The sequence below is a fragment of the Streptomyces sp. NPDC002838 genome, from assembly GCF_040295365.1.
Taxonomy (GTDB): Bacteria; Actinomycetota; Actinomycetes; order Streptomycetales; family Streptomycetaceae; genus Streptomyces.
Genome location: NZ_JBEOVF010000097.1, coordinates 1 through 22736, shown reverse-complemented (window position 1 = coordinate 22736; position 22736 = coordinate 1). Strand labels below are relative to the sequence as shown.

Below are 22736 nucleotides of genomic sequence, written 5' to 3'. Positions count from 1 at the left end.
GGCTGCGCGGTGGTCGTCCTGGAGTCGAGGCGCGGTGCTCCGCCGGCCGCACCGGCCGCTCCGCTGGAGGCGAATGTCAGAGCTGTTCCGCTCGCAACGGCCGCCAACAGGGCACCGCCAGTGAGGATCAAACGCCGAGTGCTCTTGTTCGTCATGTCCTTCTCGCTCTCGTGCCGGGGGGCTGGTGGGTTTCGGGACCGGGTGACCGGCTGAGCAGAAACCTAGTGCACAAGAATCTTGTGCACTAGGTACTTGTTCTTTATACTTGGTTTCAAGTTGATGTGAAACGTGAAGAAGGCGTTGACCTGCGAAGGCGCACAAGGAATGAGGCTGATGTGATTCAGGACACACCCCCCTTGGTCGGTTCGGAGAGCGCCGAGCCGTCCCTCTTTCTGGACGACCAGCTGTGCTTCACGCTCTACGCAGCCTCGCGCGCCGTGACGGGTGTGTACCGGCCATTGCTGAACGAGCACGAACTCACCTACCCCCAGTACCTGGTCCTGCTGGTTCTGTGGGAACACGGAACGGTGCCGGTGAAGGAGTTCGTCGCCCAGCTCCACCTGGACCACGGCACCCTCACCCCTCTGCTCAAGCGCCTGGAGAGCCGCGGACTCATCCAGCGCCGACGGCGGGCCGACGACGAGCGCGTGGTGGAGATCGGCCTCACCGAGGAGGGCAGGGAGCTGCGGGCGGTCCTGCGCGCCGTACCACCCGTCATCGGCGACGCCATGGGTCTGGAACCCGAGGAGATCGAGACGGTCCGCGTCCTGCTGCGCCGTCTCACCGCCAACGTCGACCGCCGGGTCAACGGCACGTCCGCTCCGGCCTAGCCCCCCGACAGCATGCCACCGCGGCAAGGGTGGAACACGCGAGCAAGCGATCCCGCCCGTCCCTGCGGTGCCGGGCCGCCAGCGGATCGCCCGCCCCTCCTCAGCGCCCCACGGGCATCCGAATAGGAGCGGAATCCCTCGCCCGTGGCCACGCCCAACCTGCCCTTGTCGATCGCGCTCCCTGAACAGCCGGGCGAACTCCTGATGCTTGGCGTCGCCGCGTGAAGCGATGCGATGCGCCGTCGTGAGCCCGATGAGGTCCAGCATCGCGAGCGGCCCGTGGGACGCACCGGTACCGATTCGCCACACGTCATCGACCGATGCCGGATCCGCCACATCGTCGGTCAGCAATTCCCCCCTGCCTTCAACAGCGGCATCGAAAGGGAGTTCAGCACGTAACCGGGCTTCTCGTTCCACATACGGATCGGCACCATGCCGATCGCCGAAGCGCAAGCACTACGGCCGCACAGGCGAAGGTGTGAACGGTTCGGGTTGGTGGGCACGCCGGGTTCAGCCCCGGCGTGCGAGGGGGGAGTTGTCGGTGAGGTGCCGGCGGTGTCGCCGTTGAAGGGCGACGGCGGCGCAGCAGGTGGACGCCGGCTCCGGCGGCGGCGAACAGCGCGATGGCTACCGCCGCGGTGAGGGCGCGGCGGTAGCCATATGTGCCAGGGCTGCGGGTCCGGGCGTGACGCGGTCGGCAGCAGGGTTCGCGAGGGTGGTGAGGATCGCGAGCCCGAGCGCACCGCCGACCTGCCGGGAGGCGTTGATCAGTCCACCCGCGATGCCGGCGTGCCGGGGCTCCACCTCCGCGACACCCAGCGCGGTCAGGGGTACGAAGGCCAGCCCAGGCCGACGCTTGGGTGATCAGCTCGAGCCGGTGCTCGGGGGTGGTTTCGATCGCTGTGGGAGGAGACCCGCGGCACTGGTCTGCGCGTCCTGGCGGTGTGCCCCGGCGCGGTGCAGACCGAGTTCTACGACGCCGCCGACAGCCAGTCGGCCGACTACGGATCGAAACGGGCCACCGTCGACCACGTCGTGAGGACAGCCCTCGACACCCTCGACCGCCGCTCCGCACCGCCATCAGTCATCACCAACGCCCGTCCCCTCGCCCTCGCCAGCAAGTTCCTGCCACGGCGCCTGGTCGTCCGCACGATGGGCTGCATGGCACGACGCGCCATGCAGGCGTAGCTTCGCTCACCGCCGGACCGCAACCCACAACCGCCTTCTCGTCACTGGGCGAATCCGGCAGCCGGTCTCGCAACGGTGTCGCTGTTCTGCCGCCGCACGCCATCACGCCGAAAGGCCACCCGCACCGGCACAGCCCACGGCTGAGACTTGGTCAAAGACCCGCTGGACCGCCGATCACCCGGCTGCCCGCATGGTGTGGACCGGGCCGTCGCGGTCGGACAGGCGCACTCCGCGGCCGCCGTGCCGGGTGGCGATGATCTCGGCGGCGATGGAGACGGCGGTCTCCGCGGCGGAGCGCCCGCCGAGGTCGAGCCCTACCGGGGAGGACAGCCGCGCCAGAGCGGGCGAGGTGACGCCGGCCTCGCGCAGGGCCGCGGTGCGACGTTGATGAGTGCGACGCGAACCCAGCGCGCCCACGTACTCGACATCCAGTCCCAGTGCGGTCTCCAGCAGGGGAATGTCGAACTTCGGGTCATGGCTGAAGGAAACGATCACCGACCGCGCGTCCACCCTCCCGGCCGCCGCCTCTTCGGCCAGGTACGCGTCGGGCCGGGCCACGACGACTTCGTCGGCGTCCGGGAAGCGATCGGCTGTGGTGAACACCTGGCGGGCGTCGCACACGGTGACCTGGTAGCCCAGCGTCCGTCCGATCGAGGTGAGGGCTGCGGCGAAGTCCCCGGCGCCGAACAGCAGCATCCGCGGGGGCGGTGTCAGCGAGCGTACGAAGACGCGGATGCCCTCGGTGTCGTAACTCAGCAGCGCGCTGTCACCGTTGCGCAGCAGTGCCCGTGCGTCGTCCATCAGGTCCGGTGGGGTGTGCGGCGGGCGCAGGCTGCCGTAGTGGTCGTGGGCGCGCAGGGCCACATGTGTGCCGACGGCCTCCGGACGCGGATGGTCGAGCACGGTGGCGACGGCTATGGGGGTGCCGGCCCGCACGGACACCATCACCTTGGCCAGCTCGGGGAAGGTGCGGAGGTCGACGGGCTCGACGAAGATCTCCAGAGTGCCGCCGCAGGTGAGGCCGACGGCGAAAGCGTCGTCATCACTGATTCCGTACGACACCTGCTGGGGGGCTCCGTTCTCGATGGCCTCACGGGCCCGTTCGAGTACGTCGCTCTCGACGCAGCCGCCGGACACGGAGCCCACGACGCGCCCCTGGGGGGTGAGGACCATGGCCGATCCTGCCGGGCGCGGAGCGGAGCCGAAGGTGCTCACCACCGTCGCCACACCGGAGCGCTCGCCGGACGACCACGCCTCGTACAGTGCGTCCCAGACGCCGTCGTGGCCGGTCACAGCAGTTTGTCCTGGGTGAGGGGCAGGTCGCGCACGCGCTTGCCGGTGGCGTGGAAGACGGCGTTGGCGATGGCGGCGGTGACCCCGGTCATGGGGGTCTCGCCGAAGCCGCGGGCGCCCAGGGCGTCGCTGGCCGGGTCGGGCTCGTCGATGAACTGCACCTGGATGTCGGGGACGTCGGCGTTGACCGGCATCAGGTAGCCGGAGAGGTTCGGGTTGACGATCCTCGCCGTCGCGGGGTCGACGAGGGTGTGCTCGAAGAGCGTGAAACCGATGCCCCAGATCACACCGCCGAGGACCTGACTGCGAGCGGTCTTGCGGTTGAGGACGGTGCCCGGGTCGTAGCAGCCGACCACGCGGGTCACCCGGACCCGGCCGAGCAGCGGGTCGACGCGGACTTCGACGAAGACGGCGCCGGTCGAGTAGCCGAGTGGGGTGTTGACGGGTGCGACCTGGAAGGTCAGGGGCTTGCCGCCGTGCCCGACCACCGAGCGATAACTCACCCGGGTGCGGGGGTTGGCGGTGTCGAAGAGATGGCCGTCGGCGGTGTCCACGCGCTCGGCGGGGACGCCGCGGAGCGGGGAGCCGGGCTGGGCCACGGCCATGTCGATGACGGCCTTGCGGGCAGCGGTGCACACCCGGTTGACGGCGCTGCCGACGCCGGGTGCGGTGGTGGAAGCGCCGGAGGCGAAGCTGAAGGGGAAGGCGCTGTCGCCGAGTTCGAAGGTCACGTCGGAGACCGGCACGCCGAGCACCTCGCCGGCGATCTGCGTCATGATCGTGTACGTGCCCGTGCCGTTGTCCTGGGTGGCGACCTGGATGAGTGCCTTGCCGTCGGTGCCGAGAGTCATACGGGCACCCGCACCGGGCCTGCCGCCCGCGGTGTGCGCGGAGGTGGCCATGCCCCAGCCGACGAGTTCGGCGCCGTCGCGCATCGAGCGGGGGCGCGCCTCGCGCCGGGACCAGCCGAACATCGACGCCGCGCGGTCGTAGCACTCACGGAGGTGGTTGCTGCCCCATTCCTGGCCGTTCTCCATGTTCCGCGCGCTCCAGTTGCGCTTGCGCAGCTCGACCGGGTCCATGTCCAGGGCGTGGGCGAGTTCGTCGAGGGCCGCCTCCTGGGCGTGGCTGGTGCACGTTTCCGGGGATCGCATGAAGCTCTGGGTGGGCAGATCCAGGCGTACGGCGCGCTGCTCGTTGGACAGGTTGGGGATGTCGTACAGCATGCGGATCGGTTCGCTGCTGTTGAACAGTGCGATGTCGTTGCGGGTGATCTGCTGGGTGATGACGTGGTTCAGCGCGGTGACACGGCCGTCGTTGCGGGCGCCGAGCTCGATCGTCTGGTGGGTCTGGGCGCGGTGGCCGTTGGAGGTGAACATGTGCGCGCGGGACAGGACGAGCTTGACCGGGCGGCCGAGCGCACGGGCGGCAGCGCAGGTCAGTACGGTGTGCGGCCAGACGGGGCCCTTGGTGCCGAAGCCGCCGCCGAGGTAACGGGAGATGACCCGGACGTCGGCGAGCGGGACCTCCAGGGCCTGGCTGACGGCCTGCCGGGTGCCGTCCAGCCCCTGTGTGGTCTCGTACACCGTCACCTTCGCGCTTTCCCAGGCGGCCGTGGTGGCATGGGGCTCGATCGGGTTGTGGTGGTGCATGGGGATCGTGTACTCGGCCTTGATCCGGACGTCCGCCTGGGCCATGCCGGCCGCCGCGTCGCCGCGCTGGAAGGTGTTGGGACCGTCCGGCCCGGTGGGCGGCAGGAACACCTCGCCCTGGGCCAACTCGCCCTCGGGTGCGCCCGATTGCTCGTAGTCGACCTCGATCAGTTCCGCCGCCCGCTGTGCCTGTTCCAGGGTCTGCGCGACCACGAAGGCGATGGGCTGGCCCGCGTGGTGGATCTCCGGGGTCTGGATGGGGATGAACGACTTGAAGAACGTACGGTAAGTGGGCTGCGTCAGCCGCGGCATGGTCTTGTGGGTGTAGATGGTGATCACGCCGCGTACTGCTTCGGCGGCCCGGGTGTCGATCCGGGTGATCCGGCCGCGGGCGATGGTGCTCATCGCCATGAACGCGTGGGCCAGACGGGGTAGCTTCACATCGGCGGTGTACTCGGCTGCGCCTGTCACTTTGAGCCGGGACTCGACACGGGACAGCGGGCGGCCGACGACGTCGGTGCTCATCGGGAACCTCCGGTGTAACGGCCGAGCACGTCCTGGAGCGCGCGCTGGACCAGCTCGACCTTGAACTCGTTGTCCTCTCGCGGCTGGGCGCCCCGGACCAGAACGCGGCCGGCCGCCGCGATGCTCTGCTCGGTCAGCGCCTGGCCCCGCAGGGCGGCTTCAACCTCGGAGGAGCGCCAGGGGCGGGTAGCGACACCGCCGAAGGCGAGGCGGGCCTCGTCGACGGCCCGGCCGTTCATCCGCAGCACGGCGGCGACGGACACGACCGCGAACTCGAAGCTGGCGCGGTCGCGCACCTTCAGGTAGCGCTGGCGGCTTCCCGGGGCCGGCAACGGCACCTCGACCGCGGTGATCAACTCACCGTGCCGCAGGGTGTTCTCGATGTGCGGAGTGTCCTCGGGCGCCCGGTAGAAGTCGGCCATGGCGATGGTCCGCGCGCCGTCCGGGCCGAGCGTGTGAATCGTGGCGTCCAGGACACGCAAGGCGACCGCGAGATCGGAAGGGTGAACGGCGATGCAGTGGTCGCTGCCGCCAAGGATCGCGTGCCGGCGGTTGCGGCCCTCCAGCGCGGCGCAGCCGGATCCCGGCTCGCGCTTGTTGCAGGCGAAGTCCTCTCCGCGGAAGTACCAGCAGCGGGTGCGCTGGAGCAGGTTGCCGCCGATCGAGGCCCGGTTGCGGACCTGCGGGGAGGCTCCGGCGAGCAGCGCCTGGGACAGCACGGGCAGTCGCTTGCGGACCACCGGGTGCAGGGCCACGTCCGCCATTCTGGCCAGTGCGCCGATGCGTAACCTGCCCCCTGACTCCTCGATGCCGTGGAGCGGCAGGCGGTTGATGTCGACCACCAGGTCGTGGTCCTCGGCGCCGTCCTTCATCAGGTTCAGCAGGTCCGTGCCGCCGGCGACGAACGTGGCGTCGGCGCTGCGGGCGACGAGCTGGACGGCCTCGGCGGCCCGGTCCGCGCGTGCGTAGGCGAAGTCCCTCATCGCCGCACCGCCTTCGCCGCGTCGGCCACGGCGTCGACGATGTTCGGGTAACAGCTGCATCGGCACAGGTTGCCGCTCATCCACTCCCGGATCTCGTCCTCGGAGTTGGCGTGGCCTTCCTCGATGCAGGCCAGCGCGGACATGATCTGTCCGGGTGTGCAGATGCCGCACTGGAAGGCGTCCCGGCGGACGAACGCTTCCTGCACCGGGTGCAGTTCTGCCCCCTGGGCAAGTCCTTCGATGGTGGTGATGGAGCGGCCTTCCTCCATCATGGCCAGAGTCAGGCACGATTTGACGCGCCGGCCGTCGACGAGCACCGTGCAGGCCCCGCACTCCCCTCGGTCGCAGCCCTTCTTGGTGCCGGTGAGGCCGGCGTGTTCACGCAGCGCGTCGAGCAGGGTGACGCGGGCCTCGACTGCCGGGAGCCGGTGCTGGGCGCCGTTGATGTCCAGCGTGAGGTTGCCGGCCGTTCGGGGCTGTTCCGCTGGTGCGACCGCGGGCTGCGCTGTGGCCGGGTCGGCCGCTGGGAGGGGAACCATGACCGCGGCGGCCGCGACGCCCCCGGATTTCAGTACGCTGCGCCTGCTGTGTTGGGACATGGATGAGTTACTCCTTGTGTACCCGGAGTGGGCGAGACAGAAGCGAGCCTGACGCGGTGGGAAGCCGGTCGTCCAACGCAAAGAGTGCATGCTTGCGATGCGTTGGGTGCATGATGAGGTCCGGAGACAGGGGCTCTTTATGCGTAGCCTGCATGGAGGTGGCATACGCTCTGTGCCATGTCGCACTTGCGGAACGCGGATTTGAATCTTCTCCAAGCGCTCGCGGTGCTGCTCGAGGAGAGGCACGTCACGCGGGCGGCCGATCGTTTCCACCTGAGCCAGTCGGCGATGAGTCGCGTCCTGCTCCGGCTCAGGGAGACGTTCGGCGACGAACTCATGGTGCGCACGCGGGGCGGGTACGAACCGACCCCCCGGGGACTGCAGATTCAGTCGGAGCTTGCCGAACTCCTTCCTCGCCTGGAAGCGCTGCTGCGCGGGGATGCCTTCGACCCCTCGACGGCGAACAGCCACTTCCGCGTTCACTGCACCGACTTCGCCACCTCGCTGTTCGGTCCGGTCCTCTTCCCGCGCTTCTACCGCGAGGCTCCGGGTATCTCACTGACCGTCGTACCCGTGAGTGACCACTCCTTCGCCGACGTCGAGCAGGGCCGCGCGGACCTGGTCTTCTCCGGAGTCGTGGCACCGCCTGCGCTGCGCTGGGAGACGTTGTTCGAGGAGGAGTTCGCGTGCCTGATGTCCTGCGACCATCCTGTGGCCGGGGACCGGTTGACCATGGACGACTTCATCACGTACCCGCACGTCGTCGTCAAGTTCTTGACCGAGGGCCAGGCCATGGTCGAGCGCCGACTCGACGAATACGGACTGCGCCGTCCCGTGGGTCTGCGCGTGCCCTACTTCTCCGCGGCGGCGACCGCAGTGCCGGGCACTGAACTCATCGCCACCCTCCCGCGCCACGCCGTTCTCCCCTACGCCGACGACCCGGCCTACCGCGTCGCCGCTCCCCCAGAAGAACTCCCGCCCTTCCCCTATGGCATCGCCTGGCATCCCCGTGTCGACGGCGACCCCGCTCACCAGTGGCTGCGGCGAGTTGTGCGGGAGACTGCCACGCAGGTGATCGGGCGTGGGCCGGCGGACGATGGCTCGGCGGCGTCCGCCTGACCGAGGTCACACGGACGCCCCCTCCGCTGAAACGGCTTGCCCTTGCGGTTCTCCTGGAAGGCTTCCCAACGCACGCCAGGAAGCCCTGTTCATGTGCCAGGGTCTTCGCGAAGACGTGCGAGCCGCGGTGTCGGGTGCTTTCACGGGCGCGCTCTGGGTATGTCGTCGTTGAAGGTGAACGTGTCCTTGCAGTCTTTCCAGGGGCCGCCGGGCGTCAGCTTGCACACCCGGAACCGCACGTACTCGCCGTATGCGGACGCTCACCAGCCCGCTGCGCGCCCACTCACCGTTCCGGACGACGTAGAGGCCGGCAACGATGCCGTTGTCGCCGTCGCAGTAGGTGTCGTAGACCGTGATGCTCCCAGAGCCGAGGTAGCCTCGTGCTCCGGGTCGAAGCAGCCTCGCCCCAGTAGGAGTCCTGAGTCGTTCCTGACCAGGATGTTGAGTTCCTCCGCCGAGGCGGAGGTGGCCGTCGTCACTGTGAGCCCCACCGCTGCGGTGGCGCATGCGGCCAAGTAGCGAAGTTGTCTGCCCCTCCCGCACAGCGGGGGATCCTCAGATCGGCATCCCCGGCATCGAGCGGGTCCTCACCGACAACGCCTGGGCCTACCGCAAAGGCCTGGCCTGGAAACAGGCCCTCGCCGAGAACGGCGCCACAGGAAAGCTGACCCGCGCCTACCGACCCCAGAGGAATGGCAAGGTCGAACGCTTCAACCGCCCCCTGCTCGACGAGTGAGCCTACCTACAGCCCTACACCAGCAACGACGAGCGGACCGCAGCCCTCGACACCTTCCTGCACACCTACAACTACCATCGCTGCCACACCGCACTCGGAGGCCAACCCCCGATCAGCCGCGTCAACAACCCTGCGGGTCAATACACCTAGCGAGCGAACTTATCGATGGCGGCCGGCGTGACGGGGGTGAAAAAGTTGACGAGGTTGCCGTCGGGGTCGCGGAACAGGAGCGCGCGGTTGCCCCAGGGCATCGTGGTGGGTTCGTTGACGAAGTCCTCTACGAAGCCGGTCAGGTTCTTGTGCACGCTGTCCACGTCGTCGACGAGGAATTCGAGGATGACGCTGTGATTGTCGGCCGGCCGGGCGGAGCCGGGCGCGAACAGAGGGACCGTGCCGGTGCTGCCGATCGCGAGGGTGGCCGAGGTGGTCCTGAGCTCAGCGAAGTCCTCATTGAACCAGGTGGCAGGGACTCCGGTGGCGCGCTCGTAGAAGTCGACGAGGCGACCCACGTCGCCGGTGATGATACGGACTGAGACAAAGTTCATGGGTTTTCTCCAGGTCGTTCGGTGCTCTGAGCTACTGATCGCACGCTACGACGAATACCGGGCGGAACCTGCCCGGTATATGCGGGAGACTTCTGAACATGCCTCGCCCCGTCGCCCGCGTGCTCACTCTCCTGGAACTCTTGCAGTCGGGCGGCATCCGCACCGTGGCCGAACTCGCCGGTCGGCTCGACGTCGACGAGCGCACCGTCCGGCGCTACGTCGGCCACCTCTACGACCTCGACGTGCCAGTCGAGTCGGTGCGCGGCCGCTACGGCGGCTATCGGCTCGCCCCCGGTTACCGCATGCCTCCGCTCATGCTGAGCGACGACGAAGCGCTCGCTGTGCTACTCGGCCTGGTCGCGGGGCGGCGAACCGGCTTGACCACGGCAACGGGCACGGCGAGTGAGACAGCGGCGGCCAAGATCCGGCGGGTGCTACCCGAGCGGCTGGGCCGCAGGCTCGACGCCGTGCTCGGCTCCCTTGCGTTCACAGTTGCCATCACGGCTCCGCCCGGCGAAGCGGTCGCTCCGGAATCCACGGTCCTGCTCTCGATCACCGACGCGGTGAGCCATCACCGGCCGATCTCGATCCGCTACACCGCGGCCGACGGCCGGAGCAGTGAACGCACTCTGCACCCGTACGGGGTCGTCGCCCACTCGGGCAGGTGGTATGTAACGGCTGCGGATCTCACGACCGGCGAGGACCGGACGTTCCGACTGGATCGCATCGAGGGCGTGAAGACCCTGCCCGGCTCGTTCGAACTCCCCGCCGGACTCGACCCGGCGAACCGCGTTCTAACGGGGCTCGCCACAGCTCCGTACCAGCACGAGGTAACCCTGCGGGTCCAGGGGACGGCCGAGCAGATTCACACCCGACTCCCCGCCGGCGTCGCGATCGTGGAGGAACTCCCTGCCCCGAGCAGCGCAGATCCGGAGACCGAGCGCTGGTCCCGCGTCGAACTGCGTGTGGACCGGCTCGACTGGCTGCCTGCTGTACTCGCTTCGCTGGATCGGCCCTTCATCATCGAACGCCCACATGAGCTCCGCGGCCTCGTCGAATCTCTCGCCGAACGGCTCACGAACTCTGCACGGCGAAGCCCACCTCATGAATGACGGGTCGGTCAGCCGTCCGAACCGGTCAGCCCTGAACCCCTCGGACTTGAGACGTGGACTGTTCGGTGCCGTCGAAGCCGCACCGCCGGGCGGCTTCGCGGTCCGACTTGGTTGGCAAACGGTCCAGGTTCACTGTCACCCGAGTACGCCACGAGGCGCCATGCAATCGAGTGGAGGTGAAAGGCCTTCTCCGCCGGGCCGTTGCAGCGGCCTGGTGAGGCTGGCGGCAGCCTGATCCGGGGAGGCCTCCCCCTCAGTGGTGGACACGCTGATACTGAACCTGCTTGATCCGGAGGAAGCGAGAAGACCGCCGATGGCAATGAAGGACTACTCGGACGAGTTCAAGGCCGATGCCGTGGCCCTGTACTAGTCCACAGCCGGGCCGACCTACAAGAAACGCCGCTGACCTGGGCGTCAATCGGGCGACCCTGCGCGAGTGGGGGCTGCGGGACCACGAACGCCGTGGTGTCGCGGCTGCAAAGCCGGCCGCCCAACGTCGCGGGGCGGTACCGTCCGCTGATCCGGACGAGCGGGTCCAGCAGCTGGAGGCTCGGGGGTGGCCGAACTCGAGGCGAGTGAGCGCAAGCTCGCCACCGAGCGGGACATCCTGCGCAAGGCGGCCAAGTATTTCGCCGGGGAGACAAACTGGTGATGAGCCGCTTTCGGTTCGTCGACGACCACCGGGACACCTACGAGGTGAAGCGGCTCTGCCAAGTCCTGGACGTGAACCGGTCCAGCTACTACAAGTGGCTCGCCGGCGCCGGGCCCGGGCCGCCCGGCAGCACAAGGACCGGGTCCTGGCCGAGGAGATCCGCGAGGTCCACGGTGAGTCTGGCGGCGCCTACGGCTCCCCGCGAGTGACCGCCGAGCTCCGCGAGAAAGAGCGGCGGGTCAACGAAAAGCGGATCGCCCGTATCATGCGGACGTTCTCCATCACCGGAATCCGCCTTCGCAGACGCGTGCGCACCACCGTCTTGGACCCGGCAGCCTCACCGGTTCCAGACCTGTTCCAGCGGGACTTCACCGCCACCGAGCCGGAGCGGAAGTACATGGGCGACATCACGTCCACTGGCACGGCGGTGTGTTCAGTGCGCGCCCACGAGGCGATACAGCGACGGCGCCAGAACCGGGGTGAGCGCCTCGGCGTACGCCTCCGAGATGTGGCTGTCGTCGCGGTAGACGGCGGTGTTGGCGACGACCACGGGGCAGATGCCGGTGCGGGGGGCGCAGAGCCAGGGGGTGGGGTCGATGACTGTGGTGGCGGTTGCCGATGCGGCGGTGCGTATGGCTGCACCGCGGGTCGCGTCGCGGATCGCGTCGGGCAAGTGGTGTGCGCAGGCGCGCAGTTGCAGGGAGTTCCTGGCGGCGCAGTCGATCGGGTCGCCCTTGGGCCATGGGGTGTCGAGCAGGGCGGCGACCCGGGCGCCGGAGCTGCCCAGGTCGCGGAAGGTGTTTTCGAAGCCGGTGGTCCACTGGTGAAGGGGGTTGGCGGTGGGGCGGGCCGGGTCGCCGGCGTCCGAGGAGGAGACGACGACCAGGGCGGGGCGAAGGGTCTTGATCCTTGCAATGGCGTTGGAGCGCCAGGTGTCGCATGCGGTGTACGGCTTGTGGCCGCTGACGATGGTCACGTCGGCGACCTTGCAGGAGGCCTTCGTCAAAGAGACCAGTTTCCAGCCGCCTGCGGTCGCGAGCCGTTGCAGGGCCGGGAACCACTGGGCCGCGTGGGAGTCGCCGAAGAGGACGATCGTGCGGGAGGCTGACCGGTCGCCGTAGAAGCAGGACCGGGTACGGGTGGTGGCGTAGTCGACGTGGCAGCCGTCCCGGTAGACCGCGGAGCGGGAGGACTTCACCTTCGGCAGGGGCGGGGCGAGGTTGCTCGGCAGGGCGGTGGGGGACGCCGTCAGGAGTTCGGTGAGACGGGCCTGCGGGGCCGGTGCTTCGGAGAGAGCCCGCGCCAGCGCGGGCGCGGGATCGCCCACCTCGATCGTCGGCGGGACCGCCGTCGCCGTCAGGGACAGCGCCGAGGCGCCCGCGGACAGCGCGGCCCCTAGCGCCAGGGCTCGGCGGGGACGCCTGCGGAAGACCCGGTGGAAGCGGACCGGGTTCTCCACGAGGCGCAGGGTCAGCCACGCCAGGCCCAGCGCCGCCGCGGACAGCCCGAGCGCCAGCGGCACGTCGGCCGTGCCGTCGGCGCGGCCCAGCGCCGCCGGGGATATGACCAGCAGCGGCCAGTGCCACAGGTACCAGCCGTACGAGAGTCCGCCGAGCCACACCAGCGGTCGCCGCCCCAGCAGCCATCCCGCGCCGTGCAGGGTGGGAGCGCAGCCGCCGGCCAGAACGAGCACGGTGCCGGCGACCGGCAGGAGGGCGTGGTAGCCGGGAAAGGGCGTCTCGTCGTCGTACCAGAGCGCTGCCAGCGTGACGCAGGCCAAGCCGAGCCAGGTCAGCGGGGCCGCGAGGGCGGCGGGCAAACGTTCCAGCCGGCCGGTGACCAGCGCCAGGAGCGCACCAGCGCCCAGTTCCCATGCCCGGGTGAGGGAGCCGAAGTACGCCCAGGGCGCCGAGGAGTTCGTCACGAGAACGCCCGCCGCGAACGACCCGAGGCACAGCATTCCGAGCGGCACCGCGATAAGTCGGCGCCGACCGCGGGCGATCCGCCAGGTGAGCAGCAGGAGCAGAGGCCACACCAGGTAGAACTGCTCCTCCACGGCAAGCGACCAGAACTGCTGGAACGGCGACGGCGGGCTGTTCTGGTCGAGATAGTCCGTACCGGCCGCCGCCAGCCGGAAGTTGACCGCGTACAGCGCGCTGGCGAGGGCGTCGCCCGCGTACTCGGCGAGCCGCGCTTTCGACAGGAACAGCCAGGCCGCGCCCAGCGTGACGGCGATGACGAGGGACGACGCGGGAAGCAGCCGCAGTGCCCGGCGGGCGTAGAAGGAACGGACCGATACCCGGCCGGTGGTGGTGAGTTCGCGCAGCAGCAGCGACGTGATGAGGAAGCCGGAGATCACGAAGAAGACGTCGACACCGATGTAACCGCCGCTGACCTGGGACACGCCGGCGTGGGACAGCACCACCAGCCCGACGGCCACCGCGCGCAGCCCTTGGATGTCGAGCCGCAGGGCGTGGCCTTGGGGCGGTGCGGATCTGCCGCTCGTCGGGACGGTATGTATCTCGGCCGACGTGATGCTGGGCATCAGGGGTGACTCCTCGGGGCGACTGACATGCTGTAACCAAGAAGACTTGTCCGGCCCCCATACGGGGTTCCGCTGTTGCGCCCGGACTCGCCTCACGCACGAAGGTTCAACCGTGGGAAATCAGGGGTTCACCCCGATTCGGCCCGGTGACAACAAGCGTTGAGCCCTTTGAGGGGTGCCGCTCCAGGGTGAGGACCGCGGCAGCGATGGAAACGCCATTCGATTCGGCCTGCACCGGGGCTTTGCGGAAGACCGCCAGGACTTCAGCCGGAGGGCGTCTTAAGGGGGCGCGAGGCACTTGAAGTTTAGCGAGACGATCACAAGGGGATCACGCGCATACCGGCTTGATTGCTCCCCATAGGGCACGGTCATGCAACCGGTCGAGCCCGTATTGGCGGTTGGCTTTCTCCTTGGCAAGGATCAGCGAGGCCTTGCAGCGCAGAGTGGAGTTGCGCAGATCCTCCGTGCCGGCCAGTTGATCGATGAACTCGACGGTGATCCGGTCTAGCGCGGGACGCACTTCAGTGGCCAGATCGGGCCGCTGAGTTGGTGCCAGTTCCGGGTGTTCAGTCCAAAGGTTGTGGAGTCTCTGCTGTACTACCTTGCTCATTTCTATCTGCGCTCGAAAGAAGTCCACAGTTTTTTCGGGGTCGATACCGGCGTCGGCGGCGAGTGCTGCGGCCTGGTCTAGTACCTGCTGTTCCCGTACTGGATCTTCAATTGGCGCGGCCGTGCCGAACTTGGCGGCGGCAACCTTGTCAGCAAGCAGGATCCGCTCGGCAGCGAGACCGACCAATGAGGTAAGCCCACCCCCAGGTATTACGCGTGTAGGGGCTGCTGTTGCTGGCATCGCGCCGACGGACAACAGCCCGGTCAACATCAAAGCTGAGAGCCCGGCACGCAGGGACTGGGAGGCGGAAGCTTTTGTGGACACTCGAATTTTCCTTTCTCGCACAGTAGTCGGTGGCGTGGAGATTTCACAATTCCGATCCGCCGAGTGCGCGCTTAACGCTGGGCGGGCGGCCGGGGTGGCGGCCTCGGCCGAGCTCACTGCATCGCGTATGCCTGGACCACGAAGGTGACGCGGCATCATTTAGGGTCGCAGAGCGCCACGCCACGCAAGGTCCGCTAAGCGATGCGTGTGACGCTGCGAACTGCGCGCGGTGACGTCGTTGGATCATCGACGTATCGAGTTGCAGCTCCTCGCCCGAACTCGCAGCAGTGCTGGCCGCGGCTGAGAAACGAAAGGCGTGCCTCTCGCCAGCTACTTCCCTCATCGGGCGGCGGGCCCCTCTCCGTCAGCGCGGCCCGCCCACGGGTCTGCCAGCGGTGAGCAGGGCCCCGCCCTCGGCTCTCAGCTGTCCTGGCCGACGGGGATGAAGTTGGCGTACTCCTCGATGCGGGTGATCGCTCCGGCGTCGTTGAAGCCGAAGAAGACGGCGGCGTGCACCTCGCCGCGCATCCCGTTCTTTGTGGCGACGTGCACCAAGTGCTGCTGAAGGACTTCGCCGTGCTGAGAGAGCTGGCGGAGGATCTCATAGCGCATCGACTCGATGGACTCGATCTGGCCCTCCATTCCCGCGACGTTCTCCTCGATGGACTGCTCGCCCTTGCCATCGTTGTGCCACACGGTGGCGGTTTCGGCGCAGAGCGCACGGGCGGCCTTCCAGTCGCGCGCCTCGAGTGCGCGGAGGTAGGCGACGGCCTTGTCCTTGAGGTCCTGACTCATGCTGGTCTTCTTCCTATACGGGCTACGGGTAACGGTGCAAAAAGGGGGTTGGGGCAGGTCAGCTCTGGCCGGTGGCGGAGTGGATCAGGGCGCGCTCGCCGACCTCGATGCGCATGGGCAGGTGGTTGCCGGGTGGCGAGAGGGGGCAGACAAAGACGTCCGGGTTCAGGTGGTGGTGCGAGAGCGTGGCCTGGTTGAAGTCCACGGTCACGGCGCTGCCGGGCTCCAGCAGCGGCAGCACCAGCCAGCGGCCGATCTGCGGGGTGGAGTCCCCGTTGGTCTCGTCGGTGAAGATCACCAGGCGCTGCCCGGGAGACTCCTCAAGAACGGCGAGGACGTATTCGGTGCCGTGCACGGTCACGACCAGGTCGAGGGGGGCGAGGATGGCCTCCGTGCTGCGCGGGGCGGTCAGCCGTTCCACCTCGATACGCCGCCCTTCCGGCGCAGCCCGGTAGTAGCCCTCGAAAACCCAATCCGGGTTATACGGGAAGCGGTCGATGCCGCTGAGGCCGGAGCGTTCGACACGGCTTTGATCCATGACGATGACGCCATAGAAGCCATTGGCGCCGCCCGCGAAGCCGTTCAGGTTGCCGGGGAATTCCAGAACGCTGCCGGAGGGCACTTCCGTGGTTCCGTCGACGGCCTCGCCGTTGGCGCGCACGCCGTCCTCGGCCTTGGCGGTCACTGTCAGCGCACCCGTTGCGGTGGTGGTCCACTGGCCGGGCAGGTCGGGCAGGGTGTGCGGATCGTGGCCGTTGATCTTGGCCTTGGCGATGACCGTGCCCTTCCCGTTCGTTCCGGCGATCTCTTCCCACCGGCCCTGGCGCCAGGCTTCGTGGTCGGCGGGAATCTGAGGTGCAGTCATGGAGATACTCCCTTCCTCTCCACCGCGCCGTGGGGTGCGCGGCGGTAGCGCCGCGCGAGGGGTGCGCGGGCATGGTTGGTCAGCCGACGACACGCACGCGGGTGCGCGGCAGTGGTTGCGTATGAGGCAAGTAATTGGCTGTCGGCGCTGCCCGACAGACAACAGGGCGGCCCGGGATCAGGCGCGGCGGGCTGCCCAGACGGTGCGCTCGGTGCGGACCGCGAGGTCGCTTCGGCGCAGGATGCTGTGTGGGCTGTCGACATCCAGGAGTTCGTCGAGTGCGACGAGGTCTTCGGGGCTGAGGGCAGGTGCGGCGGCGCCGCGGATGCGCTGCAGGCTGCCGTGGGCGTAGCGGCCGATGACCTGACTGCGGTTGCCTTCGATGTGCACGGTGATGGTGCGCTCGTCCTCGACGGTGAACCCTGCGGCGGTCAGCATCGGCCCCCAGTCGGCACCGCGGTGGGGTACGTGTTCGGCGTGATAGCTGTCGGTTGCGGCATGGGCGCGCTCTTCGAGCCCAGGCTGGCCCTCGGGCGCGTGGGCGGGCAGGAAGCGGGGGAAACCGTCCAGTTCCACGACGGCGAACAGGCCGCCTGGCGCGAGCAGTTCGTGGACGTCGGCCAGTGCGCGGTCGGGGCGGGCCATGTGATGCATGGAAGCGGAGGCCCACACCAGGCCTGGTGTGCCGAGGTCGGGCCAGTGGTCGGTGTTGAGGTCGGCCTGCACGGTGCGCACACGGTCCTGCATGCCGCGGGCGTATGCCTTCTCGCGCAGGAGCTGCAGGTGGCCGGCGGAAGCGTCGACGGCGATGACGTGCGCGTCGGGGAAGCGTTCAAGGAGGGCAAAAGTGCCCGCACCTGTGCCGCAGCCCAGGTCCACGATCTGGCGCGGCTCGGACTTCAGCGGGAGCCAGGCGGTGATGGACGCAATGTGCTCGGCGAGCACCTCGGCGTCCAGGTCAAGGATCTCCGCCTGGCCGCTGTCGTCGTGCTCTGAGTGGTGGCCGTGGGAGCCGCCATGGTGAGGCGTGTGGCCGTGAGCTGGGGTCATGGCACGACCGTAGGCACCTCAGGCGTGAATTGCGCGACTGCTTGCGCACTACGCAAAGAGGTCGCTCTGTGTGCTGCCTGCCACGCAAAATCCCTCTCTTCCGGCGGCACACCACCGTTCTCGCACGGGCGCTACTCGCAGGGGCCCTGTGCGCTGTCGCAGTCGCCGGACTCGTCGGTGTCGCGTTGGTGACCGCGGCGGGCGTCGCGGTCGAAGATGCCCATGATCTCGCACGGCCCGCCCTCGGCGCCGATCGCGTGCGGCATCATGGTGGGGAACTCGGCGGCCTGATTGGTCTCGATGCGGAACCGGCGGTGGCCGAGCATCAGGATTGCCGTACCGGACAGGACCACCAGCCATTCGCGGCCGGGGTGGGCGCGCATGCGGGCGGGATTGTCGGGCGGCGGTTCGGTCATCCGCTGACGCATGACGCTCATGCCGGGGACGCCCTTTATGGGCCAGCGCATCAGGCCGTGGGTACCGTCGATCATCGGACTGATGACGACGTCGGCGGCGGCGTTCTCCACAAGCTGGTCCAGGGTGGTGTCCAGGGCGCGGGCGAGGGTGACGAGCTGGTCGAGGGCGAGGCGGCGCTGACCGTTCTCGATGCGGCTGAGCGAGGACTGACTGAGGTTGGCGCGGGTGGCCAGTTCCTCCAGGGACCAGCCCTGTGCGACCCGCAGGGCGCGGATCCGTTTGCGTACGAGGCTGTCCAACTGCCCATCTTCTTGCGTCATAGGCAACATGTTATGCCTTCACTGCAACGCGGGCTTACCGTCGAATACAGATGGTCCAGCACGGGGGGCCACGTACGACGAAAGGGCGCGACATGTCTGCGCAGACTTCCCGCTACGAGAGCGACACCCTGCCCGCCGAGAGCGTGGACGTGGTGGTGATCGGCGGCGGCGCCGCGGGCCTGAACGGCGCGCTCATGCTCGCCCGCTCGCGCCGCTCGGTCGTCGTGATCGACAACGGCACCCCGCGCAACGCGCCCGCCGCAGCGATGCACGGCTTCATCGTCCTGGACGGCACCCCGCCGCCCGAGATCCTCAAGCGCGGACGCCAGCAGGTACGCCAGTACGGCGGCCAGATCGTCTTCGGTGAAGTGGCCGCCACCGAGCCCGCCGCCCCCACCGCCGACGGCGATCTGCGGTTCACCGTCACCCTGGCCGACGGCCGCACGCTCACCGCGCGCCGCGTCCTGGTGGCCACCGGCCTGCGCGACGTCCTGCCCGAGGTTCCGGGCCTGGCCGAGCACTGGGGCCGCAGCGTCGTGCACTGCCCCTACTGCCACGGCTGGGAGGTCCGTGACAAGCCCATCGGCATCCTCGCAACCAGCCCCGCTTCCCTCCACCACGCACTGCTGTTCCGTCAGCTCACCGACGACCTGGTCTACTTCACCAACGGCACCGTCCTGGACGAGGACGCGCGCGCCCGGTTCGCCGCCCGCAACATCCGCAACATCGAGACCGAGGTGCAGGAAGTCGTCAACGACGAGGGCGGCGCTCTTGCCGGCCTGCGTCTGGTCGACGGCACATTCGTGGAACGGCGGGTCATCGCGGTCGCCACGCAGATGCAGGCCCGCACCGAGGGCCTGGACGGACTGAAGCTGCCGATGGAAGACCTGCCCGACAACACGGGCCGCCGCTTCGCCTCCGCCATGGCCGGCACCACCGACGTTCCAGGCGTGTGGGTGGCCGGAAACGCCACCGACCTCACCGCGCAGGTCGGCGCGTCCGCCGCGGCCGGCGCCCTGGCCGGATCCCACATCAACGCCCTCCTGGCCACCGCCGACACCGACGCGGCCCTCGCCGCAACACAGGCCGAGAACGCCCCCGCCTGACACCCCAGCCGCCGTAGCTGAACCGCGCGACCGCACACCCGCAGTCCGCGCGGTGAACAGACCTCCTGCTTCACCACCCTTTGGCGACCGGCCCTGCTCCGGCGCTGATTCCGCATGCCCCTCTTGAGAGGAAACAATGAGTAGCAACCTGCCTCCCCAGGCGGCGGCCGCACCAGTAAGCGGCGGGGGTACGCCGGATGCGCGTCAGCTCCGCGCGATCCTGATCACCGTCTCGATCGCGCTGATGGCCGTCATAGCCTCGGTGTCCGGCCTGAACGTCGCCCAGACCCATATGGCCGTTGAGTTCAGTGCCTCGCAGACCACCGTCCTGTGGATCATCAATATCTACACCCTGGCCCTGGCCGCTCTGCTGCTGCCGCTCGGCGCGATCGGTGACCGGCTGGGCCGAAAGCCCATGCTGATCACCGGACTGATCATCTTCGGCGCGGCCAGCGTCGTCGCGGGCCTCGCCCCGTCGGCCGCGGTAATGATCGGTGCCCGCGTTGCCGCGGGCATCAGCGCCGCGATGATCATGCCGATCACGCTGGCCGTCATCACCTCCACGTTCCCCGAGGAGGAACGAGGCAAAGCGATCGGCGTATGGACCGGCGTCGCCGGAGGCGGCGGCATCCTGGGCATGTTCCTCTCCGCCCTGCTGGTCGACGTCGCGGACTGGCGCTGGCTGTTCGTGCTGCCCGTGGTCCTGGTCGTCGTCGCGCTGGCGATGACGCTGAAGTCGGTGCCCAACTCCCGCGAACGCTCCAGCCATTCCTTCGACACCATCGGTGCACTGGTGTCCACCATCGCCGTGATCGGCCTCATCTTCGTCCTGCAGGAAGGCCCCGAGCGCGGCTGGACCGACCCCGTCACCCTGATCAGCCTGGCCGTCGGCGTCGTCGCCGCCATCGCCTTCGTGGCCTGGGAACTGCACCGCCGCGACGCATCCCTGCTGGACGTACGCCTCTTCCGTGAGCGCGGCCTGGCCAGCGGCTCGACCACCCTGCTCGTCGTCTTCGGCGTCCAGGCCGGCATCGCCGTCGTGCTCTTCCCATTCTTCCAGGCCGTGCTGGGCTGGTCGGGTCTGCTGTCCACCGTGGCGATGATGCCGATGGCCGTCATGATGATGATGGCCTCCGGCCTGGCCCCCAAGATGGCCGCCAAGATCGGCGCCCGCTCCACCATGACCGTGGGCGTCGCCCTGTCCACCCTCGGCCTGGCACTGATGGCCCTGTTCGTCTCCGTCGACGGCGGCTACCTGTCCATCCTCGCCGGCATGTTCGCCATGGGCATCGGAATGGGCCTGTCCATGACGCCCTCCACCGAGGCCATCACCAGCTCCCTGCCACGCGCCAAGCAGGGCGTGGCCTCCGCCCTCAACGACGTCACCCGCGAATTCGGCACCGCCCTGGGCGTCGCGATGCTCGGCGCGCTCCTGGCCAACGGATACCGCAGCGTCATCGACGACAAGCTCGACAGCATCCCCCCGGGAGCTGCGGACACCGCACGCGAAGGCATCGCCAACGCCATCGAGGTAGCACCGAGCACTGGCAGCCACGAGCAGGACCTGATCCACACCGCGCAGCAGTCCTTCGTCGACGGCTGGCAGCAGGCCATGTGGGCAGGCGTCGCCGTCATGGCCGGCCTGTTCCTCTACCTCCTCGCCCGTGGCCCGAAGAACACCACCCCGACACCGAATCACGACGCAGGAGCCCCAGAAGCTGTGCCCGCGCGGTAACTGTGCTATTCAGCACCCTTGAACGCAAAACACGCCCCTGCTGACCGGCACCCAGGCCCTGGAGGGGCCCCGCCCTGCACACCGCGAAGGGCCGCTGGGCCACCGGCACGGCTCTTGCCGCAAATTTGCGCCCGGCGCCCGCGCAGTCCGTGCGCGGCTATCCGGAGTGGAAGGACAAGGTCGCCACACCCGCCTTCCAGGAGTACTACAGCGGCGCGATCGGGCTCGGCGAACTCCGCGAACGACTGGAGGAGGACGGGAACCTGGTGCTGGCCCGGTACCAGCGCTGAGCCCTCCGCTCAGGGAACGGCGGGGCCGGTGACGTACCGTCCCTCGTCGTCGTACGGCCAGACGTTGGGCACGCAGCCGTGCATGCCCTTGATCTGCTGCATCATCGCGGGAGCAGGTTTGCCCGGGCCGGGGCAGGTGACATGACCGTGCCCGAGGAAATGGCCGACCTCGTGGTTGATGATCAGGGCCCGGTAGGACGTCACGTCCTTGGCGTAGACGGGCGTTGCCAGTTCCCACCGCTTGAGGTTGACCATCACGTTCTTGTCCACGCTGCAGTTGACCTCGCCGCCGGTGTCCAGCCCGTACTGACCGCAGATCTTGTCCACGGTCCCGGGTGTCGCGACGCGTACGACGAAGTCGGTGCTGCCGCCCGACACCCGCTGGAACGCCGAGCGGCCGTCCGCCGTCCAGCCGCGCCGGTCGGCCAGGATGTCCTCCACCTGTTCGGCGACCGCCGCGGCGGACAGCTTCAGGCCGTCCTCGACCTCGACCCGGTAGCGCAGGACCGTCCCTTTCCCCACCTTGGCACTCCCGCCGGAAGCGGTCGTGAAGGTGCCCGGTCCGGTGGCCGGGATGACCGGCTCGGAAGGGCGGGCGGAGGGACTCGACGGGCTGACGGACGGGCTCGCGGAAGGACTGCGCGGGGCGGGGCTGGACGCCGCGCGCCCGGTGGGCTCGTCCCGCGCGGCGGAGTCGACCCCCGCCCCTGCCCCTCCCCGGTCCGCGGACGTCCATCCCACTGCCGCGAAACCGGTGGCCCCGAGGAGGGTCAGCGCGGCCAGTCCTCCCCACAGCGGTCCCTTGCGCCCGCGCGCGGAGGCGTGCGCGCGGCCGCTCCTGCGGCGGCGGGTGCGGGGCGGAGTTGCTCGGTGCGCGGTCATGGTCGTTCAGGCTGTGACCGCGATGTGATGGGATCTGGCCCGGACGGTAACGAAATGATAACGGGCTCCTGTTGGGGCCTCATGTGATCACCCGGTAACAGAGTCCCGGGCTTGTGGAGGTTCTGCGGATACTGAGCGCATGCCACGCGTTCTGCTGATCGAAGACGACCCCGCCGTACGGGAGGGCGTCGCGCTCGCCCTGCGCCGCCAGGGCCACGACGTCGCCGCCGCCGAGACGGGCGAGGAGGGGCTGGAGCGGCTGCGGTCCTTCCGGCCGGACGTCGTGGTGCTGGATCTGATGCTGCCCGGCATGCCCGGCCTGGACGTGTGCCGGGGGATGCGGGCCCTGGACCAGACGCTGCCGATCATCATGGCGACCGCGCGGGGCGACGACGAGGACATCGTCGTAGGCCTGGAAGCGGGTGCCGACGACTACGTGGTCAAGCCCGTGCAGGCCCGGGTGCTGGAGGCGCGCATCCGTGCCGTGCTGCGCCGGGCGGCCGGCGCGCCCGCCGACGGGGGCATACCGAAGATCGACACACACGGGGACCTGGCCATCGACC

The 22736-nt window shown here is 68.9% G+C and carries 20 protein-coding genes and 4 pseudogenes; 10 read left to right on the top strand and 14 right to left on the bottom strand.

Going from position 1 to position 22736, the window contains the following annotated elements:
• Nucleotides 1–335 precede the first annotated feature (335 nt).
• On the top strand, nt 336–830 hold the full coding sequence (locus ABT063_RS50075) for a MarR family winged helix-turn-helix transcriptional regulator (protein WP_351068645.1): 495 nt from the start codon (nt 336–338) through the stop codon (nt 828–830).
• Between the two features lie 144 nt (nt 831–974).
• On the opposite strand, the pseudogene ABT063_RS50070 reads toward ABT063_RS50075, so the two are convergent.
• Nucleotides 975–1247: pseudogene (locus ABT063_RS50070) on the bottom strand (3-hydroxyacyl-CoA dehydrogenase family protein); the annotation flags it as partial.
• Between the two features lie 210 nt (nt 1248–1457).
• Nucleotides 1458–1634 carry a hypothetical protein gene (locus ABT063_RS50065; RefSeq protein ID WP_351068643.1) on the bottom strand — a complete coding sequence of 59 codons (177 nt, stop codon included), beginning with the start codon at nt 1632–1634 and terminating at the stop codon, nt 1458–1460.
• Nucleotides 1635–1787: 153 nt separating this feature from the next.
• Here ABT063_RS50065 and ABT063_RS50060 point away from each other — a divergent pair, with 153 nt between their 5' ends.
• Nucleotides 1788–2018: a hypothetical protein gene (locus tag ABT063_RS50060; RefSeq protein WP_351068641.1), complete on the top strand. Its 231-nt coding sequence runs from the start codon at nt 1788–1790 to the stop codon at nt 2016–2018.
• Between the two features lie 174 nt (nt 2019–2192).
• Here the strand turns inward: ABT063_RS50060 and ABT063_RS50055 are convergent, their stop codons facing one another.
• The 4 genes from ABT063_RS50055 to ABT063_RS50040 are packed head-to-tail and all read right to left on the bottom strand — an operon-like array spanning nt 2193 to nt 7070.
• Nucleotides 2193–3311, bottom strand: a complete 1119-nt coding sequence (locus ABT063_RS50055; RefSeq protein ID WP_351068639.1) for an XdhC family protein — start codon at nt 3309–3311, stop codon at nt 2193–2195.
• The gene (locus ABT063_RS50050) at nt 3308–5488 is read right to left on the bottom strand and encodes a xanthine dehydrogenase family protein molybdopterin-binding subunit (RefSeq protein ID WP_351068637.1); all 2181 of its coding nucleotides are present in this window, start codon (nt 5486–5488) and stop codon (nt 3308–3310) included. The genes ABT063_RS50055 and ABT063_RS50050 overlap by 4 nt, the downstream gene beginning before the upstream one ends.
• On the bottom strand, nt 5485–6471 hold the full coding sequence (locus ABT063_RS50045) for an FAD binding domain-containing protein (RefSeq protein WP_351068635.1): 987 nt from the start codon (nt 6469–6471) through the stop codon (nt 5485–5487). Before ABT063_RS50045 ends, ABT063_RS50050 begins: the two co-directional genes overlap by 4 nt.
• On the bottom strand, nt 6468–7070 hold the full coding sequence (locus ABT063_RS50040) for a (2Fe-2S)-binding protein (protein WP_351068633.1): 603 nt from the start codon (nt 7068–7070) through the stop codon (nt 6468–6470). The genes ABT063_RS50045 and ABT063_RS50040 overlap by 4 nt, the downstream gene beginning before the upstream one ends.
• A gap of 177 nt (nt 7071–7247) precedes the next feature.
• Between ABT063_RS50040 and ABT063_RS50035 the strand changes: the two genes are divergently transcribed.
• Both ABT063_RS50035 and ABT063_RS50030 read left to right on the top strand, forming a co-directional pair.
• Nucleotides 7248–8189: a LysR family transcriptional regulator gene (locus ABT063_RS50035; protein WP_351068631.1), complete on the top strand. Its 942-nt coding sequence runs from the start codon at nt 7248–7250 to the stop codon at nt 8187–8189.
• Between the two features lie 574 nt (nt 8190–8763).
• Nucleotides 8764–9075: pseudogene (locus ABT063_RS50030) on the top strand (integrase core domain-containing protein); the annotation flags it as partial.
• On the opposite strand, the gene ABT063_RS50025 reads toward ABT063_RS50030, so the two are convergent.
• Nucleotides 9072–9470, bottom strand: a complete 399-nt coding sequence (locus ABT063_RS50025; RefSeq protein WP_351068628.1) for a VOC family protein — start codon at nt 9468–9470, stop codon at nt 9072–9074. The pseudogene ABT063_RS50030 and the gene ABT063_RS50025 overlap by 4 nt on opposite strands.
• A gap of 98 nt (nt 9471–9568) precedes the next feature.
• Here ABT063_RS50025 and ABT063_RS50020 point away from each other — a divergent pair, with 98 nt between their 5' ends.
• Nucleotides 9569–10582 (top strand): helix-turn-helix transcriptional regulator, encoded by a 1014-nt coding sequence (locus tag ABT063_RS50020; RefSeq protein ID WP_351068626.1) that lies wholly within the window; start codon nt 9569–9571, stop codon nt 10580–10582.
• 746 nt (nt 10583–11328) lie between these two features.
• A pseudogene (locus ABT063_RS50010) lies at nt 11329–11481 on the top strand (IS3 family transposase); the annotation flags it as partial.
• Between the two features lie 186 nt (nt 11482–11667).
• Here the strand turns inward: ABT063_RS50010 and ABT063_RS50005 are convergent.
• The 6 genes from ABT063_RS50005 to ABT063_RS49980 form a co-directional block, all read right to left on the bottom strand.
• Complete coding sequence (locus tag ABT063_RS50005; protein ID WP_351068620.1) at nt 11668–13779, bottom strand: acyltransferase family protein; 2112 nt, start codon at nt 13777–13779, stop codon at nt 11668–11670.
• Between the two features lie 328 nt (nt 13780–14107).
• Nucleotides 14108–14575, bottom strand: coding sequence for a gamma subclass chorismate mutase AroQ (aroQ, locus tag ABT063_RS50000; protein WP_218517210.1), 468 nt, complete (start codon nt 14573–14575; stop codon nt 14108–14110).
• A 558-nt stretch (nt 14576–15133) separates the two neighbouring features.
• Entirely contained in the window at nt 15134–15508 is a 375-nt protein-coding gene (locus ABT063_RS49995; RefSeq protein WP_351068616.1) for a nuclear transport factor 2 family protein, read from the bottom strand.
• 58 nt (nt 15509–15566) lie between these two features.
• Nucleotides 15567–16373: a DUF1684 domain-containing protein gene (locus tag ABT063_RS49990; RefSeq protein WP_351068613.1), complete on the bottom strand. Its 807-nt coding sequence runs from the start codon at nt 16371–16373 to the stop codon at nt 15567–15569.
• 177 nt (nt 16374–16550) lie between these two features.
• Nucleotides 16551–17423, bottom strand: a complete 873-nt coding sequence (locus ABT063_RS49985; protein WP_351068610.1) for a class I SAM-dependent methyltransferase — start codon at nt 17421–17423, stop codon at nt 16551–16553.
• Nucleotides 17424–17554: 131 nt separating this feature from the next.
• Entirely contained in the window at nt 17555–18160 is a 606-nt protein-coding gene (locus tag ABT063_RS49980) for a helix-turn-helix domain-containing protein (RefSeq protein WP_351068608.1), read from the bottom strand.
• A 92-nt stretch (nt 18161–18252) separates the two neighbouring features.
• Between ABT063_RS49980 and ABT063_RS49975 the strand changes: the two genes are divergently transcribed.
• From ABT063_RS49975 to ABT063_RS49965, 3 genes and pseudogenes are all read left to right on the top strand, one after another.
• Nucleotides 18253–19266: an NAD(P)/FAD-dependent oxidoreductase gene (locus ABT063_RS49975; RefSeq protein ID WP_351068606.1), complete on the top strand. Its 1014-nt coding sequence runs from the start codon at nt 18253–18255 to the stop codon at nt 19264–19266.
• 136 nt (nt 19267–19402) lie between these two features.
• Nucleotides 19403–21001, top strand: a complete 1599-nt coding sequence (locus tag ABT063_RS49970) for an MFS transporter (RefSeq protein WP_351068604.1) — start codon at nt 19403–19405, stop codon at nt 20999–21001.
• Nucleotides 21002–21038: 37 nt separating this feature from the next.
• Nucleotides 21039–21291 (top strand): annotated as a pseudogene (locus tag ABT063_RS49965) (sugar ABC transporter substrate-binding protein); the annotation flags it as partial.
• 9 nt (nt 21292–21300) lie between these two features.
• Here the strand turns inward: ABT063_RS49965 and ABT063_RS49960 are convergent.
• Nucleotides 21301–22173, bottom strand: coding sequence for a DUF3152 domain-containing protein (locus tag ABT063_RS49960; RefSeq protein WP_351068603.1), 873 nt, complete (start codon nt 22171–22173; stop codon nt 21301–21303).
• Between the two features lie 139 nt (nt 22174–22312).
• Between ABT063_RS49960 and ABT063_RS49955 the strand changes: the two genes are divergently transcribed.
• The coding region (locus tag ABT063_RS49955; protein ID WP_351068601.1) for a response regulator transcription factor at nt 22313–22736 on the top strand (424 nt) is incomplete at its 3' end.

Bases quoted from the DNA above. Each gene is read 5' to 3' on its own strand.
- ABT063_RS50050 (WP_351068637.1), bottom strand. From the start codon at position 5,488: ATGAGCACCGACGTCGTCGGCCGCCCGCTGTCCCGTGTCGAGTCCCGG.
- ABT063_RS50045 (WP_351068635.1), bottom strand. From the start codon at position 6,471: ATGAGGGACTTCGCCTACGCACGCGCGGACCGGGCCGCCGAGGCCGTC.
- ABT063_RS50040 (WP_351068633.1), bottom strand. From the start codon at position 7,070: ATGTCCCAACACAGCAGGCGCAGCGTACTGAAATCCGGGGGCGTCGCG.
- ABT063_RS50035 (WP_351068631.1), top strand. From the start codon at position 7,248: ATGTCGCACTTGCGGAACGCGGATTTGAATCTTCTCCAAGCGCTCGCG.
- ABT063_RS50025 (WP_351068628.1), bottom strand. From the start codon at position 9,470: ATGAACTTTGTCTCAGTCCGTATCATCACCGGCGACGTGGGTCGCCTC.
- ABT063_RS50020 (WP_351068626.1), top strand. From the start codon at position 9,569: ATGCCTCGCCCCGTCGCCCGCGTGCTCACTCTCCTGGAACTCTTGCAG.
- ABT063_RS50005 (WP_351068620.1), bottom strand. From the start codon at position 13,779: ATGCCCAGCATCACGTCGGCCGAGATACATACCGTCCCGACGAGCGGC.
- ABT063_RS49995 (WP_351068616.1), bottom strand. From the start codon at position 15,508: ATGAGTCAGGACCTCAAGGACAAGGCCGTCGCCTACCTCCGCGCACTC.
- ABT063_RS49990 (WP_351068613.1), bottom strand. From the start codon at position 16,373: ATGACTGCACCTCAGATTCCCGCCGACCACGAAGCCTGGCGCCAGGGC.
- ABT063_RS49985 (WP_351068610.1), bottom strand. From the start codon at position 17,423: ATGACCCCAGCTCACGGCCACACGCCTCACCATGGCGGCTCCCACGGC.
- ABT063_RS49980 (WP_351068608.1), bottom strand. From the start codon at position 18,160: ATGACGCAAGAAGATGGGCAGTTGGACAGCCTCGTACGCAAACGGATC.
- ABT063_RS49975 (WP_351068606.1), top strand. From the start codon at position 18,253: ATGTCTGCGCAGACTTCCCGCTACGAGAGCGACACCCTGCCCGCCGAG.
- ABT063_RS49970 (WP_351068604.1), top strand. From the start codon at position 19,403: ATGAGTAGCAACCTGCCTCCCCAGGCGGCGGCCGCACCAGTAAGCGGC.
- ABT063_RS49960 (WP_351068603.1), bottom strand. From the start codon at position 22,173: ATGACCGCGCACCGAGCAACTCCGCCCCGCACCCGCCGCCGCAGGAGC.